Below are 20,695 nucleotides of genomic sequence, written 5' to 3' on the forward strand. Positions count from 1 at the left end.
GGGCGATCCCTGACCGGGGACAATCGGTGGCATGACGGACGGTAGAGACGACGCCGAGAGCCGGTTGGTCAGGATCGAGCGGCTGTTGGAGGAGAGCGGGCACGACGTGGTGCCCGCGTGGCGGCGGGTGACGCACGGTGAGACCCGGTGGGCGGTGTCGGCCGTGATCCTGGTGGCGATCGGGCTGCAGTTGATGCTGCCGCACCGGCTCGCCGCCGGGCCCTACTGGCTGCTGCCCGCCCTCGAACTGGCCCTGCTGGTGGGCCTGTTCGTCGCCAATCCCAGACGGGCCGAACCCGGCCGGCGCTGGGTGCGCTGGCCGGGCCTGGTCCTGATGGCCGTGATCAGCCTGGCCAACGGCTGGGCCGCCGTCCGCCTGGTGGTGGGACTGGTCAGGGGCACCGAGGGCCTGGACGCCGGGCCGCTGCTGCTGACCGGCGGCGCCATCTGGCTGACGAACGTCGTCGTGTTCGCCCTCTGGTACTGGGAGTGGGACCGGGGTGGCCCGATGGCGCGGGTCATGGGCCACCAGCAGTTCGCCGACTTCCTCTTCGTCCAGATGCAGAGCCCACAGACCGCGCCGCCGGACTGGGAACCGGCGTTCCTCGACTATCTGTACCTGTCCTTCACCAACTCCACCGCCTTCAGCCCGACCGACGTGATGCCGCTCTCGCACTGGGCCAAGATGCTGATGATGCTCCAGTCCTCGGTCTCGCTGGTGACCGTCGTGCTGGTGGTCGCCCGGGCGGTCAACATCCTGCGCTAGCGGGCCACTTCACGACGATCGCGCCCGATCAGCAGGCGCCCTCGTCCTGCCAAGGACCCCACTCGGAGGCGCCGGGCACCTCGTTCTGGGTCCACCACTTGGCCTTCCAGTTGTGGTTGCCGTACGACACCTCGTTGCCCTGTGTGTAGACGGCCGTGGAACTCCACGCCGTCTTGCACGAGGTGGGGGTGGGCGTGGGCGTCGGGGTGGGCGTGGGCGTCGAGGCGGGCGGGGTGGCGCCCGCGAACTGCACCGAGTACTTGGCGAAGTCCCACGCGTTCTGCGCCACGCTGGAGCAGGTCCCGGACGTCGTACCGCCGTTGTCGACCGGACTGCACTGCCGGTCGCGGTTGAGGGACCAGAACGTGAAGCGGTCCATGTTGTGGCTGGTGGCGTAGTTCAGCACCGTCTGGAAGTCGGCCTGCGTGAAGTACTCGCCGGTGTCGCTGCGCCCGTTCATCCCCGAGAAGCCCTCATGAGCGTAGGCGGTCGCCTGGTCCCAGCCGAACGTGGACTGGAGGATGGAGTTGAAGTTGGTGAGCGCGCTGGTCTGCGAGGCCGCGCCGTTGAAGCCGCCGTCGAACGGCATGATGGAGAAGTTGTTCGGGGTGAACCCCTGCGACTTCGCCTCCAGCAGCATCTGCTTGCCGAACCAGCCGGTGCCGTCCGCCGTACCGGCCGTGGTGACGGAGACGTACAGCCCCGGGTTGTTCGCCTGGAGGATCTTGGCCGCGCCGATCTCGTTGTGGATGGCCGCGGTGTTCTCGTACTCCGGCTCCTCCAGGTCGAAGTCGATCGCGTGCAGGCCGTACTTGGTGATCACCTGCTGGTAGGCCGCTGCCGTCGAGGCCGGGTCCGCGCAGGTCTGGCCGAGCTTGGTGCCGCCGTAGCCGCCGATCGAGACGGAGACGTCGCCGCCCTTGGCGCGGATCGTGTTGATCACCGACTGGACGGCCGTGTCCGAGGAGACCGGTGAGGTGCCGCCCCAGGTGGGGGAGCAGCCGCCGCCGTTCGGGGCGAGGACGAAGGCGAGCTGGAAGGCCTTGAGGCCGGTGGCGTCCATGATGGCGCCGGCGTCCGGCGGGTTGTTGTCCGTCGGCATCAGATAGGGGGCCGCGGCGTACCAGCGGTTGCTCAGTGCGGTGGCGGCGTTGGTGGCGCCCTGGGCGTTGCCCGCGACCAGCGCGGTCGTGCCCGCGGCGGCGAGTGTCACGGCGGTTGCCGCGCCGAGACATGCGCGAAGACGTGTCACGTTGTGCCTCCGGTGGGAGTGGGGGAGGCGCCCAGCTTCCGGCGATGTCGCGGTCACGTCAATGGATTGGACTGGACCACATCGCACTTTGGACTAGACCATACGATTCTTTTACCTTCGGCCCGGCGATGCTCGTCGCGCGGCACGTTTCCCGTTAGTGTCCCGGCTCACATGGCGTTATAGGGGCGATACCGACACCATGGTGCACGTCACAGGCAGGCTGAAGGGATCGGGAATGTTCCGCAAGGTGCTGGTCGCCAACCGTGGCGAGATCGCGATCAGGGCGTTCCGCGCCGGCTATGAGCTGGGTGCGCGAACGGTCGCGGTCTTCCCCCACGAGGACCGCAATTCGCTGCACCGGCTGAAGGCCGACGAGGCCTACGAGATCGGTCAGCCCGGGCATCCGGTCCGCGCCTATCTGTCGGTCGAGGAGATCGTCCGCGCGGCCCAGCGCGCGGGGGCGGACGCGGTGTATCCGGGCTACGGGTTCCTCTCCGAGAACCCCGAACTCGCCCGTGCCTGCGAGGAGGCGGGCATCACCTTCGTCGGCCCCAGCGCCCACATCCTGGAGCTGACCGGCAACAAGGCCACCGCCGTCGCCGCCGCCCGCGCGGCCGGCGTCCCCGTGCTCGGCTCCTCCGCGCCCTCCACGGACGTCGACGAACTGGTGCGCGCCGCCGAGGAGATCGGCTTCCCGGTGTTCGTGAAGGCGGTCGCTGGCGGCGGCGGGCGCGGGATGCGCCGCGTCGAGGACCCCGCCACCCTGCGCGAGTCCATCGAGGCCGCCGCCCGTGAGGCCATGTCCGCGTTCGGCGACGCCACGGTGTTCCTGGAGAAGGCCGTCGTCGACCCCCGCCACATCGAGGTGCAGATCCTCGCCGACGGCGAGGGCAACGTCATCCACCTCTTCGAACGAGACTGCTCGCTGCAGCGCCGGCACCAGAAGGTCGTCGAGCTGGCCCCCGCGCCCAACCTCGACCCGGCCCTGCGCGACCGCATCTGCGCCGACGCCGTCCGCTTCGCCCGCGAGATCGGCTACCGCAACGCGGGCACCGTGGAGTTCCTCCTGGACCCGCAGGGCAACCACGTCTTCATCGAGATGAACCCGCGCATCCAGGTCGAGCACACGGTCACCGAGGAGGTCACCGACGTCGACCTCGTGCAGGCGCAGTTGCGGATCGCCTCCGGGGAGACCCTCGCCGACCTCGGCCTCTCGCAGGAGACGGTCACCCTGCACGGCGCGGCCCTCCAGTGCCGTATCACCACCGAGGACCCCGCCAACGGCTTCCGCCCGGACACCGGCCGCATCAGCGCCTACCGCTCACCCGGCGGCTCCGGTATCCGGCTCGACGGCGGAACGACCCACGCCGGTACGGAGATCAGCGCGCACTTCGACTCGATGCTGGTCAAACTCACCTGCCGGGGACGGGACTTCACCACCGCCGTCAACCGCGCGCGGCGTGCCGTCGCCGAGTTCCGCATCCGCGGTGTGGCCACCAACATCCCGTTCCTGCAAGCGGTCCTGGACGACCCGGACTTCCAGGCGGGACGCATCACCACCTCGTTCATCGAGCAGCGCCCGCACCTGCTGACGGCCCGTCACTCCGCCGACCGCGGCACCAAGTTGCTGACCTACCTGGCCGACGTCACGGTCAACAAGCCGCACGGCGAACGCCCCGACCTGATCGAGCCGACCACCAAGCTGCCGCCCGTCCCCGCCACCGAACCCCCGGCCGGATCACGGCAGTTGCTCGCCCGGCTCGGCCCCGAGGGCTTCGCCCGCCACCTGCGCGAGTCGCCGACCATCGGGGTCACCGACACCACCTTCCGCGACGCCCACCAGTCGCTGCTGGCCACCCGCGTCCGCACCAAGGACCTCCTCGCGGTCGCCCCGGTCGTGGCTCACACCGTGCCCCAGCTGCTCTCCCTGGAGTGCTGGGGCGGCGCCACCTACGACGTGGCGCTCCGCTTCCTCGCCGAGGACCCCTGGGACCGGCTGGCCGCGCTGCGCGAGGCCGTCCCCAACATCTGCCTCCAGATGCTGCTGCGCGGCCGCAACACCGTGGGCTACACGCCGTATCCGACCCAGGTGACCGACGCCTTCGTCCAGGAGGCCGCCGCCACCGGCATCGACATCTTCCGCATCTTCGACGCCCTGAACGACGTCGGCCAGATGCGCCCGGCCATCGACGCGGTACGCGCCACGGGAACGTCGATCGCCGAGGTCGCCCTCTGCTACACCTCGGACCTGTCCGACCCGGGCGAGCGCCTCTACACGCTCGACTACTACCTGCGCCTGGCCGAACAGATCGTCGAGGCGGGCGCCCATGTCCTCGCCGTGAAGGACATGGCGGGCCTGCTGCGCGCCCCGGCCGCCGCGACCCTCGTGTCGGCTCTGCGCCGCGAGTTCGGGCTGCCGGTGCACCTGCACACCCATGACACCGCAGGCGGGCAGCTCGCCACCTACCTCGCCGCGATCCAGGCCGGCGCGGACGCCGTCGACGGCGCGGTGGCCTCCATGGCGGGCACCACCTCGCAGCCGTCCCTGTCGGCGATCGTCGCGGCCACCGACTACTCCGACCGCCCCACCGGCCTCGACCTCCAGGCGATCGGCGACCTGGAGCCGTACTGGGAGAGCGTCCGCCAGATCTACGCCCCCTTCGAGGCGGGCCTCGCCTCGCCCACCGGACGCGTCTACCACCACGAGATCCCCGGCGGCCAGCTCTCCAACCTGCGCACCCAGGCCATCGCGCTCGGCCTCGGCGACCGCTTCGAGGACATCGAGGCGATGTACGCCGCCGCCGACCGCATCCTCGGCCACCTGGTCAAGGTCACCCCGTCGTCGAAGGTCGTCGGCGACCTCGCCCTGCACCTGGTCGGCGCCGGAGTCACCCCCGCCGACTTCGAGGCGTCCCCCGACCGCTACGACATCCCCGACTCCGTGATCGGCTTCCTGCGCGGCGAGTTGGGCACCCCGCCCGGCGGCTGGCCCGAGCCGTTCCGCACCAAGGCGCTCCAGGGCCGCGCCGCCCCCAGGGCCGTAGAGGAACTCAGCCCCGAGGACCGCACGGCCCTCGACAAGGACCGCCGCGCCACCCTCAACCGCCTGCTGTTCCCCGGCCCGACGCGCGAGTACGAGACGCACCGCCAGACCTACGGCGACACCAGCGTCCTGGACAGCAAGGACTTCTTCTACGGCATCCGGCCCGGCAAGGAGTACGCGGTCGATCTGGAGCCCGGGGTGCGGCTCCTCATCGAGCTGGAGGCCGTCGGTGAGGCCGACGAACGCGGGCTGCGCACCGTGATGTCCGCCCTGAACGGCCAACTCCGCCCGATCCAGGTCCGCGACAACGCCGCGGGTTCCGACATCCCCGTCACCGAGAAGGCCGACCGCACCAACTCCGGCCATGTCGCCGCCCCGTTCGCGGGTGTGGTCACGCTCGCGGTCGAGGAGGGCGACGAGGTGGAGGCCGGTGTCACCGTCGCCACCATCGAGGCCATGAAGATGGAGGCGGCCATCACCGCGCCCAAGGCCGGCCGGGTCTCCCGCCTCGCCATCAACCGCATCCAGCAGGTGGAGGGCGGCGACCTGCTCGTCGAACTGAGGTAGCCGGGCTGGCGACAGGCCGTCTCACCGGTGACCGGATCGGTCCGCTCCCGGACCCGATGCGGCCTGTCGCCGCCCCACCCGCAGGACGCAGTCTTGGGACATGACCCGAGCACTGATCGTCATCGATGTCCAGGAGTCCTTCCGCGCCCGCCCGCTGTGGGAGACCATCTCCGATCCGAAGGTCGCCGAGAAGGCGGACCGCCTGGTGCGCCTCGCGCGCCAGGCCGGCGACCTGGTCGTGTGGGTACTGCACACCGCCCCGGGCAGCGGCGACGTCTTCGACCCGGCCCTCGGCCACGTCCGGCTGATGGACGAACTGGAGCGCGCGGAGGGCGAACCGCTCCTCCACAAGACCTCGCACAACGCCTTCACCACCACCAACCTCCAGCAACTCCTCACCGAGCACGGCGTCCGCGAGGTCGCCGTCTGTGGCATCCGCACCGAACAGTGCGTCGAGACCACCGCACGCGTCGCCAGCGACCTCGGCTACCGGGTCACCTTCGTCACCGACGCGACGGCCACCAACCCCATCCCGCACCGCGACGCCCCCGCCGGCCAGAGCGTCGCCGACCTCCTGGCCGACCCCCGCACCCTGCCCGCCGACGAGATCATCCGCCGCACCGAGTACGCCCTCGCCGGCCGCTTCGCCACCATCGCCACGGTCGACGAACTGGAAGCCGCCGCCGCACATCAGGCATGATGACCGGATCGTGAGCCACGTCGTCTTCTTCCTGGTACCCGGAGTCCACCTGCTGGACCTGGCCGGCCCCGCGCAGGTCTTCTCCACGGCGGCCGGCTTCGGGCACCCCTACACCCTCTCCTACGTCGCCGAGCTGCCCCAGGTCGTCAGCGCCCAGGGGCTGCCGCTGGCGGCCGGGCCCGACTGGCCCGAACTGGGGCCCGAGGACCTGATCGTGGTGCCCGGCTGGCGCGCCGACCGACTGGCGGACGCCCCCGCCATCGGCGCCGACATCCTGCGGCGGCTGCGGGACCACCACGCCCGGGGCGGCACGGTCGCCAGCGTCTGCGCCGGCGCCGAGGCGCTCGGCCGGGCCGGACTCCTCGACGGCCGGCACTGCACCACCCACCACGACGTGCAGGACGAACTCGCCCTGCGCCACCCGAAGGCGACGGTCGTCCGCGACGTCCTGTTCACCACCGACGACCGGGTCATCACCTCGGCCGGCATCGCCAGCGGCATCGACCTCGCCCTGCACCTAATCGCCACCCGGCACGGTCCCGCCGCAGCCGCCCGGACCGCCCGGGACATGGTCGTCTACGCCCGTCGCAACGGCCACGAACCGCAGTCCAGCGCGATGCTCCGGCACCGCTCCCACCTGGACGACACGGTGCACCGCGCCCAGGACCTCATCGACACCGGGTTCGACCGGCCGCTGCCCCTGCCCGACCTCGCCTCGGCGGTCGGCGTCAGCGAACGCACGCTCACCCGCCTCTTCACCCGGGCCACCGGACTCACCCCGCTGCGCTACCAGCAGACCCTGCGCCTCGAACGCGCCGAGCACCTCATCAGCCACGGCTCCACGATCGACGCCGCCGCCCGCTCGGTCGGCTTCGAGGACCCGCGCATGCTGCGCCGGCTGCGGGCCCGCACGGCCTGACCGGGCACAAATGAGAGGCGGTCGCGCGGGAGTTGCTGTTGGCTTGCCGCCCGACGACCGACCGGCCCGCCACAGGAGCGCCCCGTGATCCCACCCCGTCTGGCTCCGCTGCTCGACCAGTTCGACCTCGCGTGCGAACGCCTCTCCAGCCGGATGACCGGGCCCGTCATGGACAGCGGCGACGGGACGGACACCCCGGTCGGGCCGATGACCGACGCGGAGTACTTCTGGGAACCGGTGCCGGACTGCTGGTCGGTGCGGCGGCGCACGGACGGGCCGGGAGCGCGGGCAACTCTCCTTGCGGGACAGGGTGATTGGGGCCGCGACGCCGCGTCGTACCCGCACCCGTGGCCCCCGCCCTTCACCACCCTCGCATGGCGGCTGAGCCACCTCACCGAGCTGCTGGCCCTGCGCGCCGACCACACGGCAGGCAGCCACGGCCTGATCCGCGCCGACCACCCCGTCAGCGGCGACGCCGTCGGCGCGGTCGCGGCCTTCGACGCCGCTGCCGGTGCCTGGCGCAAGGCGCTGCTGAGCGTCGACGACGCCGCGCTCGACACCGTCGGGTACTGCACCTATCCGCACGGCAGCGACGCGGAGGAGCCGTTCATCGACATCGTGTGGTGGGTCAACCAGGAAGTACTGCACCACGGAGCCGAGATCGCCCTGCTCCGCGACCTGCATCGCGGCATGGCCCACGGCCGGCCCGGCGCCGCCCGGCCGGGAGGGTGAGGGGTGTCTCCCGGCCAGGGGGCCTGCCGCCGTCCGCGCCGTGAGCCAGGGGGGACATCGGCTGTGGCGTGAGGTGGGCGGCAGTGCCGACAGCCGACCGAGCTGCCGGCCGCCGCTGCACAGCGTGCGTTTTCGGCCGCGTCCTGTCGCCACCTGTTCCACTCAGCGGACCGGCCGCCTATCACGCGGCGCGCCGTGTGACGGCCCGTCAGAAAGACGCGGCGGGCGCGGTGATGCGGCCGTGACGGTGTGGTGACTGCGGGCCCGGCACAGTCTGCGGCATGCGACAGCACGGATGCAGGCAATGACCGCCCGGGTCATCGATTCCATGGGCGACGCGGCCCGGTGGGCGGCGGTGGGGCCGGACGGCTCCACACCGTCCACCGAGGTCGGCATCGCCGACGAGACGGTCGTGGTCGGCTACGGCCCCGACCGGCGCGGTGCGAAGATCGCCGCGACGCCGACGGCCGGCGGGCACCGCTTGCGGCGGGCTCTCGCACCGGTGGACCTGAGCGGCTTCACGGAGTTGAGGCTGTCGATCCGGGCCGATCGGCCGGCCGGCCGTGGCGGTCTTCCGTTCTTTCTCGAACTCCGGGTCGGCTCGACGGCGACCCCGGTCGACGACCCGGCGAACACCTGGCACCGCCTGCTGCCCGTGCGGGCCGCCGACCGCTGGGAGACCGTCCGGCTGAGTCTCGACGACCTCACCATGGCCGGCGGCCTGACCGAGTTGCAGTTGCGCTGCCTCGGCGGCACCGGATTCACCGCCTACCTGGACGACGTGATCGCGGTCGCGCCGCAGCCGTTCGCCGACGCCGACCGCGCGCTGGCGGAGCGGCTGGCGGGCATCGAGACCGGGGGCACCGCCGTACCCGTGAGCGTGCGAGCGGCCGGTGAGCCGCCCGCGTCCGCGCCGGCCCTCGACGTCGTCCAGTTCGACGTGCGCTACGCCTACGACCGGGTGGTGGACGCGGTCGTCCCGCGCGACTACACCGACGTCGGCTCCCGCCAGGCGATTCCCGGCGACCCCTACGACATCGACTACGCCGTCACCCCGGTCGCCGCCACCCGTGCCGAACAGACGGCGCTGCTCGAAGCGGTTGTGGACCGGCTGTCCCCGGTGGACGAGCTGGTCGTGGACGGTGAGCGGCTGCCGACCCGGCTCGTGTGGATCCCCGGTCCGAACCGGATCGGCGGCTTCCTCACCGATGTCCCCGTCCTCACCTACCGGGTGAGTGTCCGGCGCACCCCGCCGCCCGTCCCGCCGGTCCGGCCGGTCGACGACCTCGTCGTCGCCGCAGACCTCTTGGAGATCGCATGACGACGACCCTCGCCAACACCCGCCGCCGACCGGTCGAACTGCATCTCGCCTCCGGCGTGGTCGTCGTCGGGCCGCTCGGCCGCGTGCCCTGCGACACCGAGGATCTCGAACTCGGCCAGGTCCGGACCCTGTGCCGCGCCGGCGTCCTCGTCGCGCACACCGAGTCCGACAAACCGGTCCGCCGCTCCCGCAAGCGCGGCTGAGCGCAAGGAAGGAGAACCCTGCGATGGCCTTCAACATCGGCGTCAACGTCATCGAGACCGACGGCACCGAGGCACCCACGGCCACGGGTGCCGCCGTCTCGGTCGGCGCGTTCAACGTGCTGACCCAACGCGGCGTACCCAACACCCCGGTACGGGTGACCAGTTTCGTGCAGTTCGTCGCCCAGTTCGGCAGCTACTTCACCGGTGGGCTGGGCGCCTACCTGGTGAAGGGGTTCTTCGACAACGGCGGCCAGACCGCGTACGTCAACAGGGTCGTCGATCCGACGCTGAGCAGCACCGACGCGGTCGCGAGCCGCACGCTGCCCGACACCGGCGGCAGCAACGGCACCCTGCGTGTGGAGGCCGGCTACCGAGGACAGGCCGACCCCGGCATATGGGGCCGCGGACTGTTCGTGAGCACCGCGCTCAGCGCGTCGGCGTCCAGCCGGCTGCGCGAGTCCGCACCGGCCACCGTCACCGGCTCCCCGCTCGCCGCCACCGTCAACATGTCCTCGCCGCCGACCCTGTCGGTCAAGGTGGACGGCGCGAGCACGGCGACCGCGATCACCTTCGTCGGCACCGACTTCGCCAACCCGGCGGCCGCCACCCGCCAGGAGATCCGCGACGCCATCAACCGCAAGACACGGCTGCTGGTCGCCTCCCTCAGCGGCGGCAACGCACTGGTCCTCACCTCCACCGGCGAGCGGGCCGCGGTCGTCGGCGGCTGGACCGGGCTCCAGGTCACCGCCGACGCGCCGGCCCTCGGCCTCGCCGTGATGTCCAACCCCGCACAGGGCACCCCGGTCGCGCTGAGCGCCGGCGGCACCCAACTGGCCAGGCCGGACGGCTTCGACGTGGGCGACGCCCTGATCGTCACCGACGGCACCACCACCGCCCGGGTACGGCTGCTCTCCGTCGATCCGGTCGGCGGCGCCGTCACCTGGACGCCGGACCTGTCCAACCCGGCCGCCTTCACCGACCTGCGCGCGGTCACCGTCTCCAACGCCGAGTTCGACCTGACCGTCGCCCAGGGCGCCGGTGACACCGACCATGCCGTCGAGACGTACACCGGCCTCTCGATGGAGCCGGGCGTCGCCAACTACGCGCCCACCGTCCTCAACAACCCCCTGTCCGGCTCGCGTTACATACGCCTGGTCGATGTCGGCACGCCGAGCCCCGGCGTGGACCGGCCGGCCGCGACCAACGGCTTCCTGGCTCTCCAGGGCGGCGCCGAGGGCACACCCACCGCCACCCACTTCATCGGCGATGCCGCGGCTCACACCGGGTTCTTCGCGTTCGATCCCTTCGACATCCAGTTGGTGTGCTGCGAGCGCACCGACACGGCGATCGCCCAGGCGGCCCTCGCCTACTGCGCAGGCAGGGGCGATGCCGTGTTCGTCGGCGCGGTCCCGGAGGGATTCGTCGCCGCCGGGCAGGCCGTCGCCTACGGGCAGGGACTGCAGACACGGAAGGCGTACGGCGCGCTGTACGGGCCGTGGATCGTCGTGCCCGACCCGATCGGCACCGGCACCAGCCCGCAGATCACCCTCCCGCCCGTCGGACACGTCCTGGGCGTCTACGCGCGGATCGAGGCGACCCGCGGCATCTGGAAGGCACCGGCCGGCGACGAGGCCAACCTGCTGGGCGTACTGGACGTGGAGACCCGCCTCTCCGACGCCGACCACACCGACCTCGTGGTCAACGGTGCCGTCAACGGCATCCGGCCGGTGTCCCGGGCCGGGATCGTCGTGGACGCCTCCCGGACCCTCAGCTCCGACCCGCGCTGGCGGTACGTCAACGTGCGGCTGCTGTTCAACTTCGTCGAGAGCAGCCTCCGTGGCGGACTGCGCTGGGCACGGCAGGAACCCAACCGCGAATCGCTGTGGAGCGCCGTCAAGTTCGGCACCGTCACCCCGTTCCTGATGGGCCTGTGGCGGCAGGGCGCGTTCGGCACCGGGAGCCCGCAGGAGACCTTCACGGTCACCGTCGACGCCACCAACAACCCGCCGGACCAGGTCCAGCAGGGCCTGCTCCAGGTCCAGGTGCTGTTCTACCCGTCCCGGCCCGCCGAGACGATCGTGATCACCGTCGGCCAGCAGGCGAGCGGCACCACGACCAGCGAGGTCTGAACCCACCGGACGGTCCTCGCGGACCGTCCCACCGAAGGGAAAGTGAGGAGCGGTCATGCCCAGGGTCAACGACTTCGACGAGGGTTACCGGGCCAATGAGTTCGTCCTCGTCGTGGACGGCGTGGAAAGCCCCAGCGTGAGCAAGGTGTCCGGACTCAGCGAGGGCGAGCTGGACACCATCGAGCAACCGGACGGCGGCAGCCTCCACGTCTACAAACTGGCCGCCGCGAAGATGAAGTTCGAGCCGCTGACCATCGAGCGGCGGGTCGACGGCAGCGCCGACGACAAGCGGTTCCTGGACTGGATCCAGCAGACGTTCCGCCTCAACGCACCACGCCAGGGCGGCTCTTCGATCCGCAAGAACGGAATGATCGTCAAACGCCACTTCGGCGACGTCGTCCTGCAGTTCGCCTTCTACGGCGCATGGATCAAGTCGTCCAAGTTCACCGACCTCGAAGCCGGGTCGACCAACCTCTTCCTGCAGACCATCGTGCTGGAGCACGAGGGCCTGGAACGCGTCTCCTAGGAGCCCGCCGATGACCCTCACCGACCTCGCACCCGGCCGCGCCGGGACCCGCGAACTCGATGTCACCCTCCCGATCGGCTACGTCGACCAGGAAGGGCGGACGCACCGCCAGGTGACCCTGCGCAAGATGACCGGCCGGGAGGAGGCACTCCTCGCCGACCCGGCCAACCAGCGCAACGGCGGCCGACTGGTCACCGCGCTGCTGCACAGTTGCGTCGTGCGGCTGGGCGACCTGCCGCAGGTGCGCCGCGCGGACATCGACGCCATGTACTCCCTGGACCGCAACTTCCTGCTCATCCGGCTGCGCAGCTTCACGTTCGGACCGGAGCTGCGGGCCGGCTACACCTGCCCGTCCTGCGGCGACCGGTTCGAACAGACCGAGGACCTCGACGCGCTGCCGGTGCGACCGCTCGCCGACGGGGAGCCGCCGCAGGACGTGGTGGTCGAACTCCTCGACGGCTACGTCGACCGGGACGGCTCGGTGCACACCGCGATGACCCTGCGCCTGGCCCGCGGCGACGACGAGGCCGCGGCGGCACCGCAGTTGCGCAAGAACGCCTCGCTCGGCAAGAACGCGCTGCTCGCCCGCTGCCTGCGCTCCCTCGGCGATCTGCCGCAGCACCGGCTGGAGGCGCTCGGGCCGAAGATCCTGGCCGATCTCACCCTGACCGACCGGCGGTTGATCGACCGGGCCTTCAACGACGGCGCACCGGGCATCGACCTGATCCGTGAGCTGGACTGCCCGGCCTGCGGTCATGAGCTGCGGGCCACCTTGGACATGACGAATTTTTTAGTTCTGGAGTGAGTCTCGACCAACTCCGCCGGGAGGTCTTCTTCCTCGGCTACCACCTGCACTGGTCCCACAGCGAGCTGATGGACATGGCCACCGGGGACCGGCGCGAGTACGTCGATCTGCTCGTCGAACAGATCCAGCGGGAGAACGCCCAGGTGGAGGCGGCCCGCGACCGCACCTGACCAGCCGACCGAAGGGAGGGCCGCCGCGATGCCGGTGATGATGCTGCTGCGCGGCCTGACCGCCTCGCTGCGCGCGACGGTCCGCACCCTGACGCCGTGGCTGGAGATCGTCGACCACGAGTCGGCGGTCGTCGAGCGGGCCCGGGCCGCGTTCCTGGTGCACTGGTGGGGATTCGACACCCCCGTCACCCGGCTCAACCTCAGCGGATACCTCGTCAACATCGGCGAGTTGGACCAGCGGTTCCTGGCCGCCCAGGGCTCGGTGCCGGTGAGTCAGGGCGGCCCGAACGCCACGGGGGCGCTGCTCGGCTTCGTCGGCAAGGTCGCCGGCATGGCACTCGACCCGCTGTACGCCCTGGCCGGGGTCTATCTGCTGATGAGGTTCACCGACTTCAGCTGGAAGACGCTGATCCTCTCGGTGCTGTGGCGACTGGCCCCGTTCGTGCTCGCCGTCGGCCTGGTGGTCGCGCCGGTCGGCACCGGCGTTCTCGTCGGGGGCGGCCTGGCCGCCGCCGGCTTCGGCTACGGCCTGCTCGCGGTGCTCGGCGACCGCCGTGAAGTACGCGCCGCCTACGAGCTGTTCGGGTCGCTGACCCGGCTGTTCATCACCGCTCGTGACCTGATCGGCCAGGTGCTCGGCGACCGGATGCGCAACCCGCTCACCGCAGGGCTGGTCATCGTCGGGACACGGCTCGCACGGCTGCTCGGCCAGGCACTCGGCGCCCTGGCCTTCCTCGTGGTCCGGGTGGGGCCGGCGCTCGCACCCACCGCCGCCCTGATGAACGGCCTCGCCGTGCTCGCCGGCGGGGGAGCCGACGCGATCGGCGAGGTGGTCTCCGGCGCCAAGTCCTACGCGGACGACGCGCTCTCGGCCGACCGCCTCCTCACCCGGGTGACCGGCGCCGTGCGCACTCAGCTCACCGCGGCGGGCGCCGCCTTCGCGAAGGGGCTCGCGGTCCTGGAGTCCGCGCTGTCGGGGATGCGCGCCAAACTGACCCTGGGCACGTTCCCCACCGAACTCACCACATTCGTCGGCGCGTTGCTCATGGGCCACCCGACCGCCCGGGTCCTCACCGCCCTCCAGGCCGAACTGGGCGTCTTCACGGACGCCGTGGACGCCGCACAGAAGGAGTCCGACAAGGCGAAGTCCGGCAAACCGAAGCCGGACAAGTCGCCGTCCGAACCGAGTCGGCTCGCCCCACTGCTCAGCGCGCTGCCGGACCTGCCGCACCTCTCCTTCCCGAAGCCGCCCAAGCTGCCCGTCGTCTCGGTGCCGCCACCCGTGCCGGTGATCGAGCCACCGTTCGTGCCCTGGGTCCCGGCCGTGCGGGCACCGGCCGTGCCCGCCCTGGAGCTGCCCGAGCTGCCGCGCTTCCTCACCCGGCCGGTCGACCCGGCGCCGCTGATCGCGATCGTCGACCACCTGCTGCCGCCCGTCCTGCGGGGCCCGACGCGGGAGAAGCTCGACCGGCTCCTGACCGAGTTCCCGGTCGCCGAACTGCCGCAGGGCGATGTGCTCCGCCCGGTGGTGCACACCCTGCGACTTCGGGTGCCCGACGCCGACCCGGACGACGTACGCCGCTTCCAGGACGGACTCCTGGCACGGCTGCGGGAGCAGCCCTACCTGACCGGAACGGGCGGGTGACGACGATGCCGATCGACTTCGCCACGGCCGCCGCCCGGTTCGCCCCGGCCTTCGCCGCCCAGGAGCAGGCCATGCACATGGCCCGCCGAGCCGTACGACCGGTACTGGAACGCCGGCTGCTGGCCGGGCGGCAGGCCGACCGCGCGACCGTACGCTTCCCGGTGCTCCGCTTCGTCGACGGCGCGGTGACCCTGCGCGTCGTACCCTCGCAGCGCCGTGCGCTGACCCGCAGCGCTCCCGTACCGAGCCTGGCGGACGCCGGACTCGCGTTCCTCGCCGGGCTGACCCGACCGCTGCGGCTCGACGGCGCGAACGCGATCCCCGGCCTGCTGGACCAACTCCTCGCGATCGCCGACGCGTTGGACACATCGGTGTCCGCGGCGGCGCCGGGACCGTCCATGTTCGACAGCTCGGACCTCGTCGGCGTCGCGGCGCTCGCGTTCCGGGCCCTGTCGGAGGCGAGCGTCAAGGGCGGTGAGATCGACCGGTTCACCGCACAGCTGCGCCCCTTCGTGCCCGTCACACGGGCCGAGGCATCACCGGCGTCCCCACCGGCACCGTCCCCGACCGGCTCGCTGGACGGGATCGCGACGGGTATCGCCACCGGCATCGCGTTCGTCGTGCTGCTGCCCGGCGCGGCCGACGTGCTGCTGGCCGTGCTCGGCACAGCGGTCCGGCGCACCCTCCAACGGCAGCTCCAGGACGTGCTGGACCTGAGGCGCGACGCGCTGCCCACCGCCCTGGCCGGCTTCGCCGGAGTGGTCGACACGGCGACGCGGATGACCCGGGGGATCGCCGGGCTGCTCGGCTCGCACCTGGACTTCACGGTGCGCTACTGGCAGGCGTTCGGCACCGCCCTCGGCACCGCGCTCCGTGACTTCCTCGGCGCACTCGGCTACTCGCTGCGCGGTGTGGTCCGGTTCCTGCGGGTCGCGATGTTCGTCGTCACCACCGCGTTCGACTTCAACCTGGCCCGCATGATCCCCTGGATCGGCGACACCGCCGTGACGGACGTCGTCAACTTCTCGCTCAACGACCTCCTCGACCAACCGGGGACCGGACTCAACCAGGCCCTGTACGGCACCCTTTCGGACGTCCTGGAGTGGATCCGGAAGAAGGTGCGGCGCAGCCCGTTGGTGCTGTGGCCGTACGCGCGCCGTCAACTCCGCCGCGCCCGGCTGCTGTTGGACGCGCTGTTCGACTCGCACGGCCCGGGACATGTGCTCCTGCCCGCGTTCCCCGAAGCCCCGCCCCTCGCCTTCCGCTCGGACTTCCCGCGTCTCGTCGATCCGGCGCTCGGTCCGGCCCTGGCCGGCGCGGTCGGTGCCGTGGGCGACGGACTGCGCACCGCCGTCCGCGGCGCACTCACCAGTACCGCCACCGGCCTGGGCGACCTCGCCGACGCGAGCCTCGCCGCACAGCGGGACGCGACCCGGCTCCCTGGACTGGACCGGATCGGCGACCGGTCGACCGCGCTCGCCGACCGGGTGTTCGGCGACGAGATCCGGCGGCAGAGCGAGGCCCCGCCCCCGGACCAGCTCGCCCGGACGGTCGAGGGGTGGCTGGCCGGGAGCGGATTCGTGGTGGTCGGCGCGGTCGTCGACGGATACGTCGGCGGCCTGATCGACCGCGCGGGCGAACCGCTGCCCACCTCGCCGTGGATCCTGCGCAGGGCCGCGCTCGGACGGGTCCTCCTGCCCCGGCTGACCCTGCGCGTCCGCGCCGGCACCGACCTGGACGAGGGCCTCGCCGACGCGGTGGCCGCCGCCTTCGCCGACGCCGTCCGGGACGCCTTCCGCACCGGCGAGCGACGGCTGCGCGTTCTCACCGAGGGGGTGCGGGTCTGACATGGACGAGACCGGAGAACTCATCACCCAGCTCGGACTGCTGCTCACGCAGACCCGGTTCGGACGCCGCGCCCTGGAGGACATCGAGCGCGCCACGTCGACGTACGGCACGTTCGCCTTCACCTCGGTGATCACGGCCGGACCGAGCTTCGGCGCGCCGCCGATGGTCGACGGCGCCCTCAAGGTGTACGTCGTCAACATCAACGACCTGGCCCCGGGCGGCGGGTTCGGCGACTTCCTCTCGGGACTGCTGGGCGGCATCGGCGGGTTCGTCGGCAACCTCATCGGCGGCGCGGCCGGCGGTGCCGTCTCCCAGTTCCGGCTGGTGTGGTCGCTCCAGGACATCGCGAAGCTGGCCGAGCACATCGACCACATCCTCACCGTGATCGGCGCGCCCGCGGTCACCCCCGCACCGAGCACCACGGCTCCCGCGAGTCCGGCGACCGGCCTGCTCGCCCAGCTCGACGGCATCAAGAGCGCGGTCGACTCGCTCGCCAAACTGTTCCGGGCCGGCGGCAGCCCGCCCGTCGGCGCGCAGCCCGCCGTGGCTCAACTGGGCAGCGCCACAGCCCTGTTGAACTCCGTGGCCAAGGTCGTGGACGGCCTCGTCCTCGTGCTGCCCATCGCCGTGGGCTCGCTCGCCGTGCTGATCAGCCGGCTCGGCGACATCCGGCTCGGGATCGCCGAGACACTCCGCTTCGGACTGCGGGTCGCCCTGCTGCTGCGCGGTGCGCTGCTGGTGCTCGCGCTCGACACGGCGGTCGTCGTGGCCCGCGTCGGAGCCACCGTCGTAGGAGCCCTGGCGTCCACCGTGGACGGCGTCATCGGGAACGTCTTCGACGGCCTCCAGCAGGCGCTCCTCGCGGTGCTGCGGATCGGCGTCGTACTCGGCGACGCGGTCAGGGCCACCGTGGACGGCCTCCTCAACTGGCTGATCCCGACGATCGACGCCGTCCTGCGCAACCTCGGCGACCTGCGGGCCTTCCGGGTCATCACCCATCTGGTCCGGATCCTGCCCGCGGTGCTCCCGCTGGTCTTCGAGCTGAAGACCGACACCCAACTCTCCGACAAACAGCAGACGGCGCTCGGCGACGCCGCCAAACTCGGCCTGCCCTCCACCTCGTTCGACAGCACGGGCCCGGTCGCCGTCCGGCCCGTGGCACCGAACCCCGGGGCGGCCTTCTCCGACCCGCTGTTCATCAAGAACCTCACCGAGTCGCTCGGCCAGGCCCGCAAGGCCGGCACGGACGCGATCGCCCTCGGCGGCGGACGGCTCTCCGACGGGCTGCGCACCATCGGCTCCACGCTGGAGGCCGCCGCGCTGGCCGAGACCAAGCAGTCCGACGCACGGCTCGGCCGCGCTCTGGACGATGTCAGCACCCGGTCGGCGCGGCTGGCCGACAAGCTCGTGGTCGACGAGGCCATGACCCCGCAGACCGGTCTCACGGCGGTCGCCAACGCGTATGAGGCATGGCTGGCCCACGGCGGACTCGACGGCCTGCTGTCCACCATCACCGGCCACTTCGCGAGCCCCGCCGGCCAGGCCGGGATACCGCGCAAGGTGACCGAGTCGACCGACCGCACCCGGGCGACCATCCAGATCGACGAGGTGGTCGTCGACGTGGAGAGCGCCGCCCCCGGACCGGTCGGGCTGCCACCGGTCACCTGGACCACCACCGAACCCGCTCCCGCCACCGGCCCCTCGGACGACATCGAACGGCACGCCCGGATGTGGTTCGACTACGACCAGCGCGGCGGCGGCAGCCGGCTGCCCCACCCGATCTAGGAGTCGTCATGGCACGCACCGCCGGCTACCTCGCCAACCTCATCGCCGTCCCGCCGCTGATCTTCCGGTTCCAGTTCAACCCGGAACTGCTGTCGGAGAAGAAGAGCTTCGCCTACCGAGAGACCACCAGCCTCGGCAACTGGGCCTTCGACCAGACCAAGGCCTCCAAGGGCTTCGGGAACATCAGCGGCATCGCCACCGACCTGAAGGAGATCGGCAGTTCACTGGTCGGGACGAAGGCCCTGGAGGCCGACTTCGGCAAGCCGCGCTCCTTCGCCCTGGACTTCGCCCTCGACGCACGGTCCCTCCCGGACATCCCGGCCCAGCAGAGCGGCGACGGCTCGGCGGCGGACGACGCGCGGTTCGGGGGCCGGATCGAGCCCAGCCTCGCGGTCCTGCGCTCGTTCATCAACCCGGCCTGGGACCCGGTCAACGACGTACTCGCCTGGTTCAGCGGCGCCAAGACGTTCTGCCCGCCGGCCCAGCCACCGGTGTGCACGCTCAAGCTCGGCGGCATCGACCTCGACTGTGTGATGACCGACCTCAACATCAAGATCACCAAGTTCAAGCCCGACCTCACTCCGGAGCGCGCCGAGGTCAGCCTGACCCTCAACGAACAGACCGCGTCCATCACCACCAGCCTCGACGTCCTCGACCGGCTGGTGGAGGTCGGCAAGTCCTACGGGCAACTGGATTTCCACGACTGGGTGCAGGCCGTGCCCGGTGCCGGCCTCGTGCAGAACATCTTCGAGCTCTGAGGGGAGCCCCGACCATGTCCGTGTCGATCACCTCGCGGTACCAACAGGCCGCCGTCCACCCGGCGTCGGACGCCACCGGCACCACCCGGGCCACCGTGGCGATCCGCCGGTACACCCCGCCCGCCGCCGACGCCGTCACCTACGAACACCGGGTCACCGGCGTCGAGGACATCGAGTACCTGTCCTGGCGCTACTTCGGCGACAGCCAGGTGTGGTGGCGCATCGCGGACGCCAACCCGGTGGCGTTCCCGCTCGACCTGCGACCCGGCGCCGCCCTGTCGGTGCCGGCCTCCCAGGACATCGGCGTGGTCAGCAGGGACCGGGTGTTCTGAGATGACCGTGGCCATCCCGCCCGTGACGGGCAGCGACAACCGGCCCGCGTTCGCCACCGTCCAGGTCGGCACCGGCCCCGGCGACCTGGCCGATGTCACGGTGCCGGTGCGCTCGGTCGCCGTCGAGGACCACGACCGGCTCACCGACGAGGCGAAGGTGGTCCTCGACGACCCCACGGGCGTCCTCGCACACGCCTCGTTCGAGGGCCTCGTGGTACGGCTCACCCTGGGCCGGAAGATGCAGCACGCGGCCCTGTTCGAGGGCGTCGTGGTCAGCACCCAGGTACTGGCCGGCCCTGAAGGACAGCGGGTCGAACTGACCGCCCGGGACTACAGCCACCGGCTGGCACAGACCCCGTTCGACCCGAAGACCTGGAACACCGGCGAACCGCTCAGCGCACTGCTCACCAAGCTGGTCACCGCGCCCGGTACCGGCATCACGGTCGGCACGATCGCACCGGTCGACGACACCGCGCCGGACGCCCGGGCCGCCGGCCGCTATGTCGCCACCTCCGTCTGGGAGTTCATCCTCGACCAGGCCCGCGGTCAGGGCTGTCTCGCCTTCGTCGAACTCACCGACAGACTGACCTCCGAGTTCTCCTTCCGGTCGATCGAGTCGATCGCGCAGACCGAGCCGGTGGGCACCCTGCGGTACTGCCGGGTCGGCAGCGACCTGGTCACCTTCGCCTATGAACGGATCAGCTCCGGTGCGCTGCCGGCCCGTTCGGCCAGCACCGTCGATCCGGACACCGGGAAACTCGTCGACCAGCCGGCACCCATCACCCCGCCCCGGCCGCCGCTGGCCGCACCCCAGCCGGCCCGCGACCCCGCCATCACGGACCCGATGCGCACGGCGATCACCGCGCTCACCGGGAAGGCGGCCGCAGCGCAGGCCCAGCTCACGGCACCGGCCGAGCGGGTCGTCGGCAAGGCGGCCGGCACCGCCCAGGACGCCAAGAACCGGGTGGCCGCGGACCCGACCCGGATCGTCGGGATGAGCGGCCGCGGCAAGGCCGTAGGAAACGTCCTGCTGCGCGCGAAGGCGATGCTGCGGATCACCGGACTCGCACCGTGGGCCGAGGGCGCCTGGTACCTCACGAAGGTCAACCACGTGTACACCCGCGACCTCGTCGGCGACCGCCAGGAGTCCAGCTACTTCACCCACATCACCGCGACCCGCTGACCGGAGGCCCG

At 71.6% G+C, this 20,695-nt stretch carries 18 protein-coding genes; 17 read left to right on the forward strand and 1 reads right to left on the reverse strand.

The features are described from left to right. Window positions 1-31: 31 nt before the first annotated feature. Window positions 32-766, forward strand: a complete 735-nt coding sequence (locus tag AB0M63_RS28770) for a hypothetical protein (RefSeq protein WP_366021472.1) — start codon at window positions 32-34, stop codon at window positions 764-766. Between the two features lie 28 nt (window positions 767-794). On the opposite strand, the gene AB0M63_RS28775 is transcribed toward AB0M63_RS28770, so the two are convergent. Beyond that, window positions 795-2,018, reverse strand: a complete 1,224-nt coding sequence (locus AB0M63_RS28775) for a chitinase (protein ID WP_366021473.1) — start codon at window positions 2,016-2,018, stop codon at window positions 795-797. A 235-nt stretch (window positions 2,019-2,253) separates the two neighbouring features. Here AB0M63_RS28775 and AB0M63_RS28780 point away from each other — a divergent pair, with 235 nt between their 5' ends. The 16 genes from AB0M63_RS28780 to AB0M63_RS28855 all read left to right on the forward strand — a co-directional run bounded on the left by AB0M63_RS28780 (window position 2,254) and on the right by AB0M63_RS28855 (window position 20,684). After that, window positions 2,254-5,628, forward strand: coding sequence for a pyruvate carboxylase (locus AB0M63_RS28780; RefSeq protein ID WP_366021474.1), 3,375 nt, complete (start codon window positions 2,254-2,256; stop codon window positions 5,626-5,628). Between the two features lie 100 nt (window positions 5,629-5,728). After that, a complete protein-coding gene (locus AB0M63_RS28785; RefSeq protein ID WP_366021475.1) occupies window positions 5,729-6,328 on the forward strand; it encodes an isochorismatase family protein in 600 nt (199 codons plus the stop codon). Between the two features lie 10 nt (window positions 6,329-6,338). After that, a complete protein-coding gene (locus AB0M63_RS28790; protein WP_366021476.1) occupies window positions 6,339-7,247 on the forward strand; it encodes a DJ-1/PfpI family protein in 909 nt (302 codons plus the stop codon). An 84-nt stretch (window positions 7,248-7,331) separates the two neighbouring features. Further along, window positions 7,332-7,979 carry a DinB family protein gene (locus AB0M63_RS28795; protein WP_366021477.1) on the forward strand — a complete coding sequence of 216 codons (648 nt, stop codon included), beginning with the start codon at window positions 7,332-7,334 and terminating at the stop codon, window positions 7,977-7,979. A gap of 304 nt (window positions 7,980-8,283) precedes the next feature. Further along, window positions 8,284-9,300, forward strand: coding sequence for a hypothetical protein (locus tag AB0M63_RS28800; protein ID WP_366021478.1), 1,017 nt, complete (start codon window positions 8,284-8,286; stop codon window positions 9,298-9,300). Continuing rightward, window positions 9,297-9,503: a hypothetical protein gene (locus tag AB0M63_RS28805; protein WP_366021479.1), complete on the forward strand. Its 207-nt coding sequence runs from the start codon at window positions 9,297-9,299 to the stop codon at window positions 9,501-9,503. Before AB0M63_RS28800 ends, AB0M63_RS28805 begins: the two co-directional genes overlap by 4 nt. Before the next feature lie 23 nt (window positions 9,504-9,526). Continuing rightward, window positions 9,527-11,632, forward strand: coding sequence for a phage tail sheath C-terminal domain-containing protein (locus AB0M63_RS28810; RefSeq protein WP_366021480.1), 2,106 nt, complete (start codon window positions 9,527-9,529; stop codon window positions 11,630-11,632). Window positions 11,633-11,687: 55 nt separating this feature from the next. After that, window positions 11,688-12,158: a phage tail protein gene (locus tag AB0M63_RS28815; protein WP_355914493.1), complete on the forward strand. Its 471-nt coding sequence runs from the start codon at window positions 11,688-11,690 to the stop codon at window positions 12,156-12,158. 10 nt (window positions 12,159-12,168) lie between these two features. Next, window positions 12,169-12,963 carry a hypothetical protein gene (locus AB0M63_RS28820; RefSeq protein WP_355914490.1) on the forward strand — a complete coding sequence of 265 codons (795 nt, stop codon included), beginning with the start codon at window positions 12,169-12,171 and terminating at the stop codon, window positions 12,961-12,963. Further along, window positions 12,960-13,133 (forward strand): hypothetical protein, encoded by a 174-nt coding sequence (locus AB0M63_RS28825; protein WP_355914488.1) that lies wholly within the window; start codon window positions 12,960-12,962, stop codon window positions 13,131-13,133. The genes AB0M63_RS28820 and AB0M63_RS28825 overlap by 4 nt, the downstream gene beginning before the upstream one ends. Window positions 13,134-13,161: 28 nt before the next feature. Next, window positions 13,162-14,778 (forward strand): hypothetical protein, encoded by a 1,617-nt coding sequence (locus AB0M63_RS28830; RefSeq protein WP_355914486.1) that lies wholly within the window; start codon window positions 13,162-13,164, stop codon window positions 14,776-14,778. Further along, window positions 14,775-16,625, forward strand: coding sequence for a hypothetical protein (locus AB0M63_RS28835; protein WP_355914483.1), 1,851 nt, complete (start codon window positions 14,775-14,777; stop codon window positions 16,623-16,625). The genes AB0M63_RS28830 and AB0M63_RS28835 overlap by 4 nt, the downstream gene beginning before the upstream one ends. A 1-nt stretch (window position 16,626) precedes the next feature. After that, the gene (locus AB0M63_RS28840) at window positions 16,627-18,411 is read left to right on the forward strand and encodes a hypothetical protein (RefSeq protein ID WP_355914480.1); all 1,785 of its coding nucleotides are present in this window, start codon (window positions 16,627-16,629) and stop codon (window positions 18,409-18,411) included. A gap of 8 nt (window positions 18,412-18,419) precedes the next feature. Continuing rightward, a complete protein-coding gene (locus AB0M63_RS28845; protein WP_366021481.1) occupies window positions 18,420-19,169 on the forward strand; it encodes a hypothetical protein in 750 nt (249 codons plus the stop codon). Window positions 19,170-19,183: 14 nt separating this feature from the next. Beyond that, window positions 19,184-19,501 carry a hypothetical protein gene (locus AB0M63_RS28850; RefSeq protein WP_355914475.1) on the forward strand — a complete coding sequence of 106 codons (318 nt, stop codon included), beginning with the start codon at window positions 19,184-19,186 and terminating at the stop codon, window positions 19,499-19,501. A 1-nt stretch (window position 19,502) separates the two neighbouring features. Next, the gene (locus AB0M63_RS28855; RefSeq protein WP_355914472.1) at window positions 19,503-20,684 is read left to right on the forward strand and encodes a hypothetical protein; all 1,182 of its coding nucleotides are present in this window, start codon (window positions 19,503-19,505) and stop codon (window positions 20,682-20,684) included. The last annotated feature ends 11 nt before the right edge of the window (window positions 20,685-20,695 follow it).

Origin of the sequence: Streptomyces sp. NPDC051576, from assembly GCF_040681835.1 — a bacterium.
In the GTDB taxonomy this organism is placed as follows: domain Bacteria; phylum Actinomycetota; class Actinomycetes; order Streptomycetales; family Streptomycetaceae; genus Streptomyces.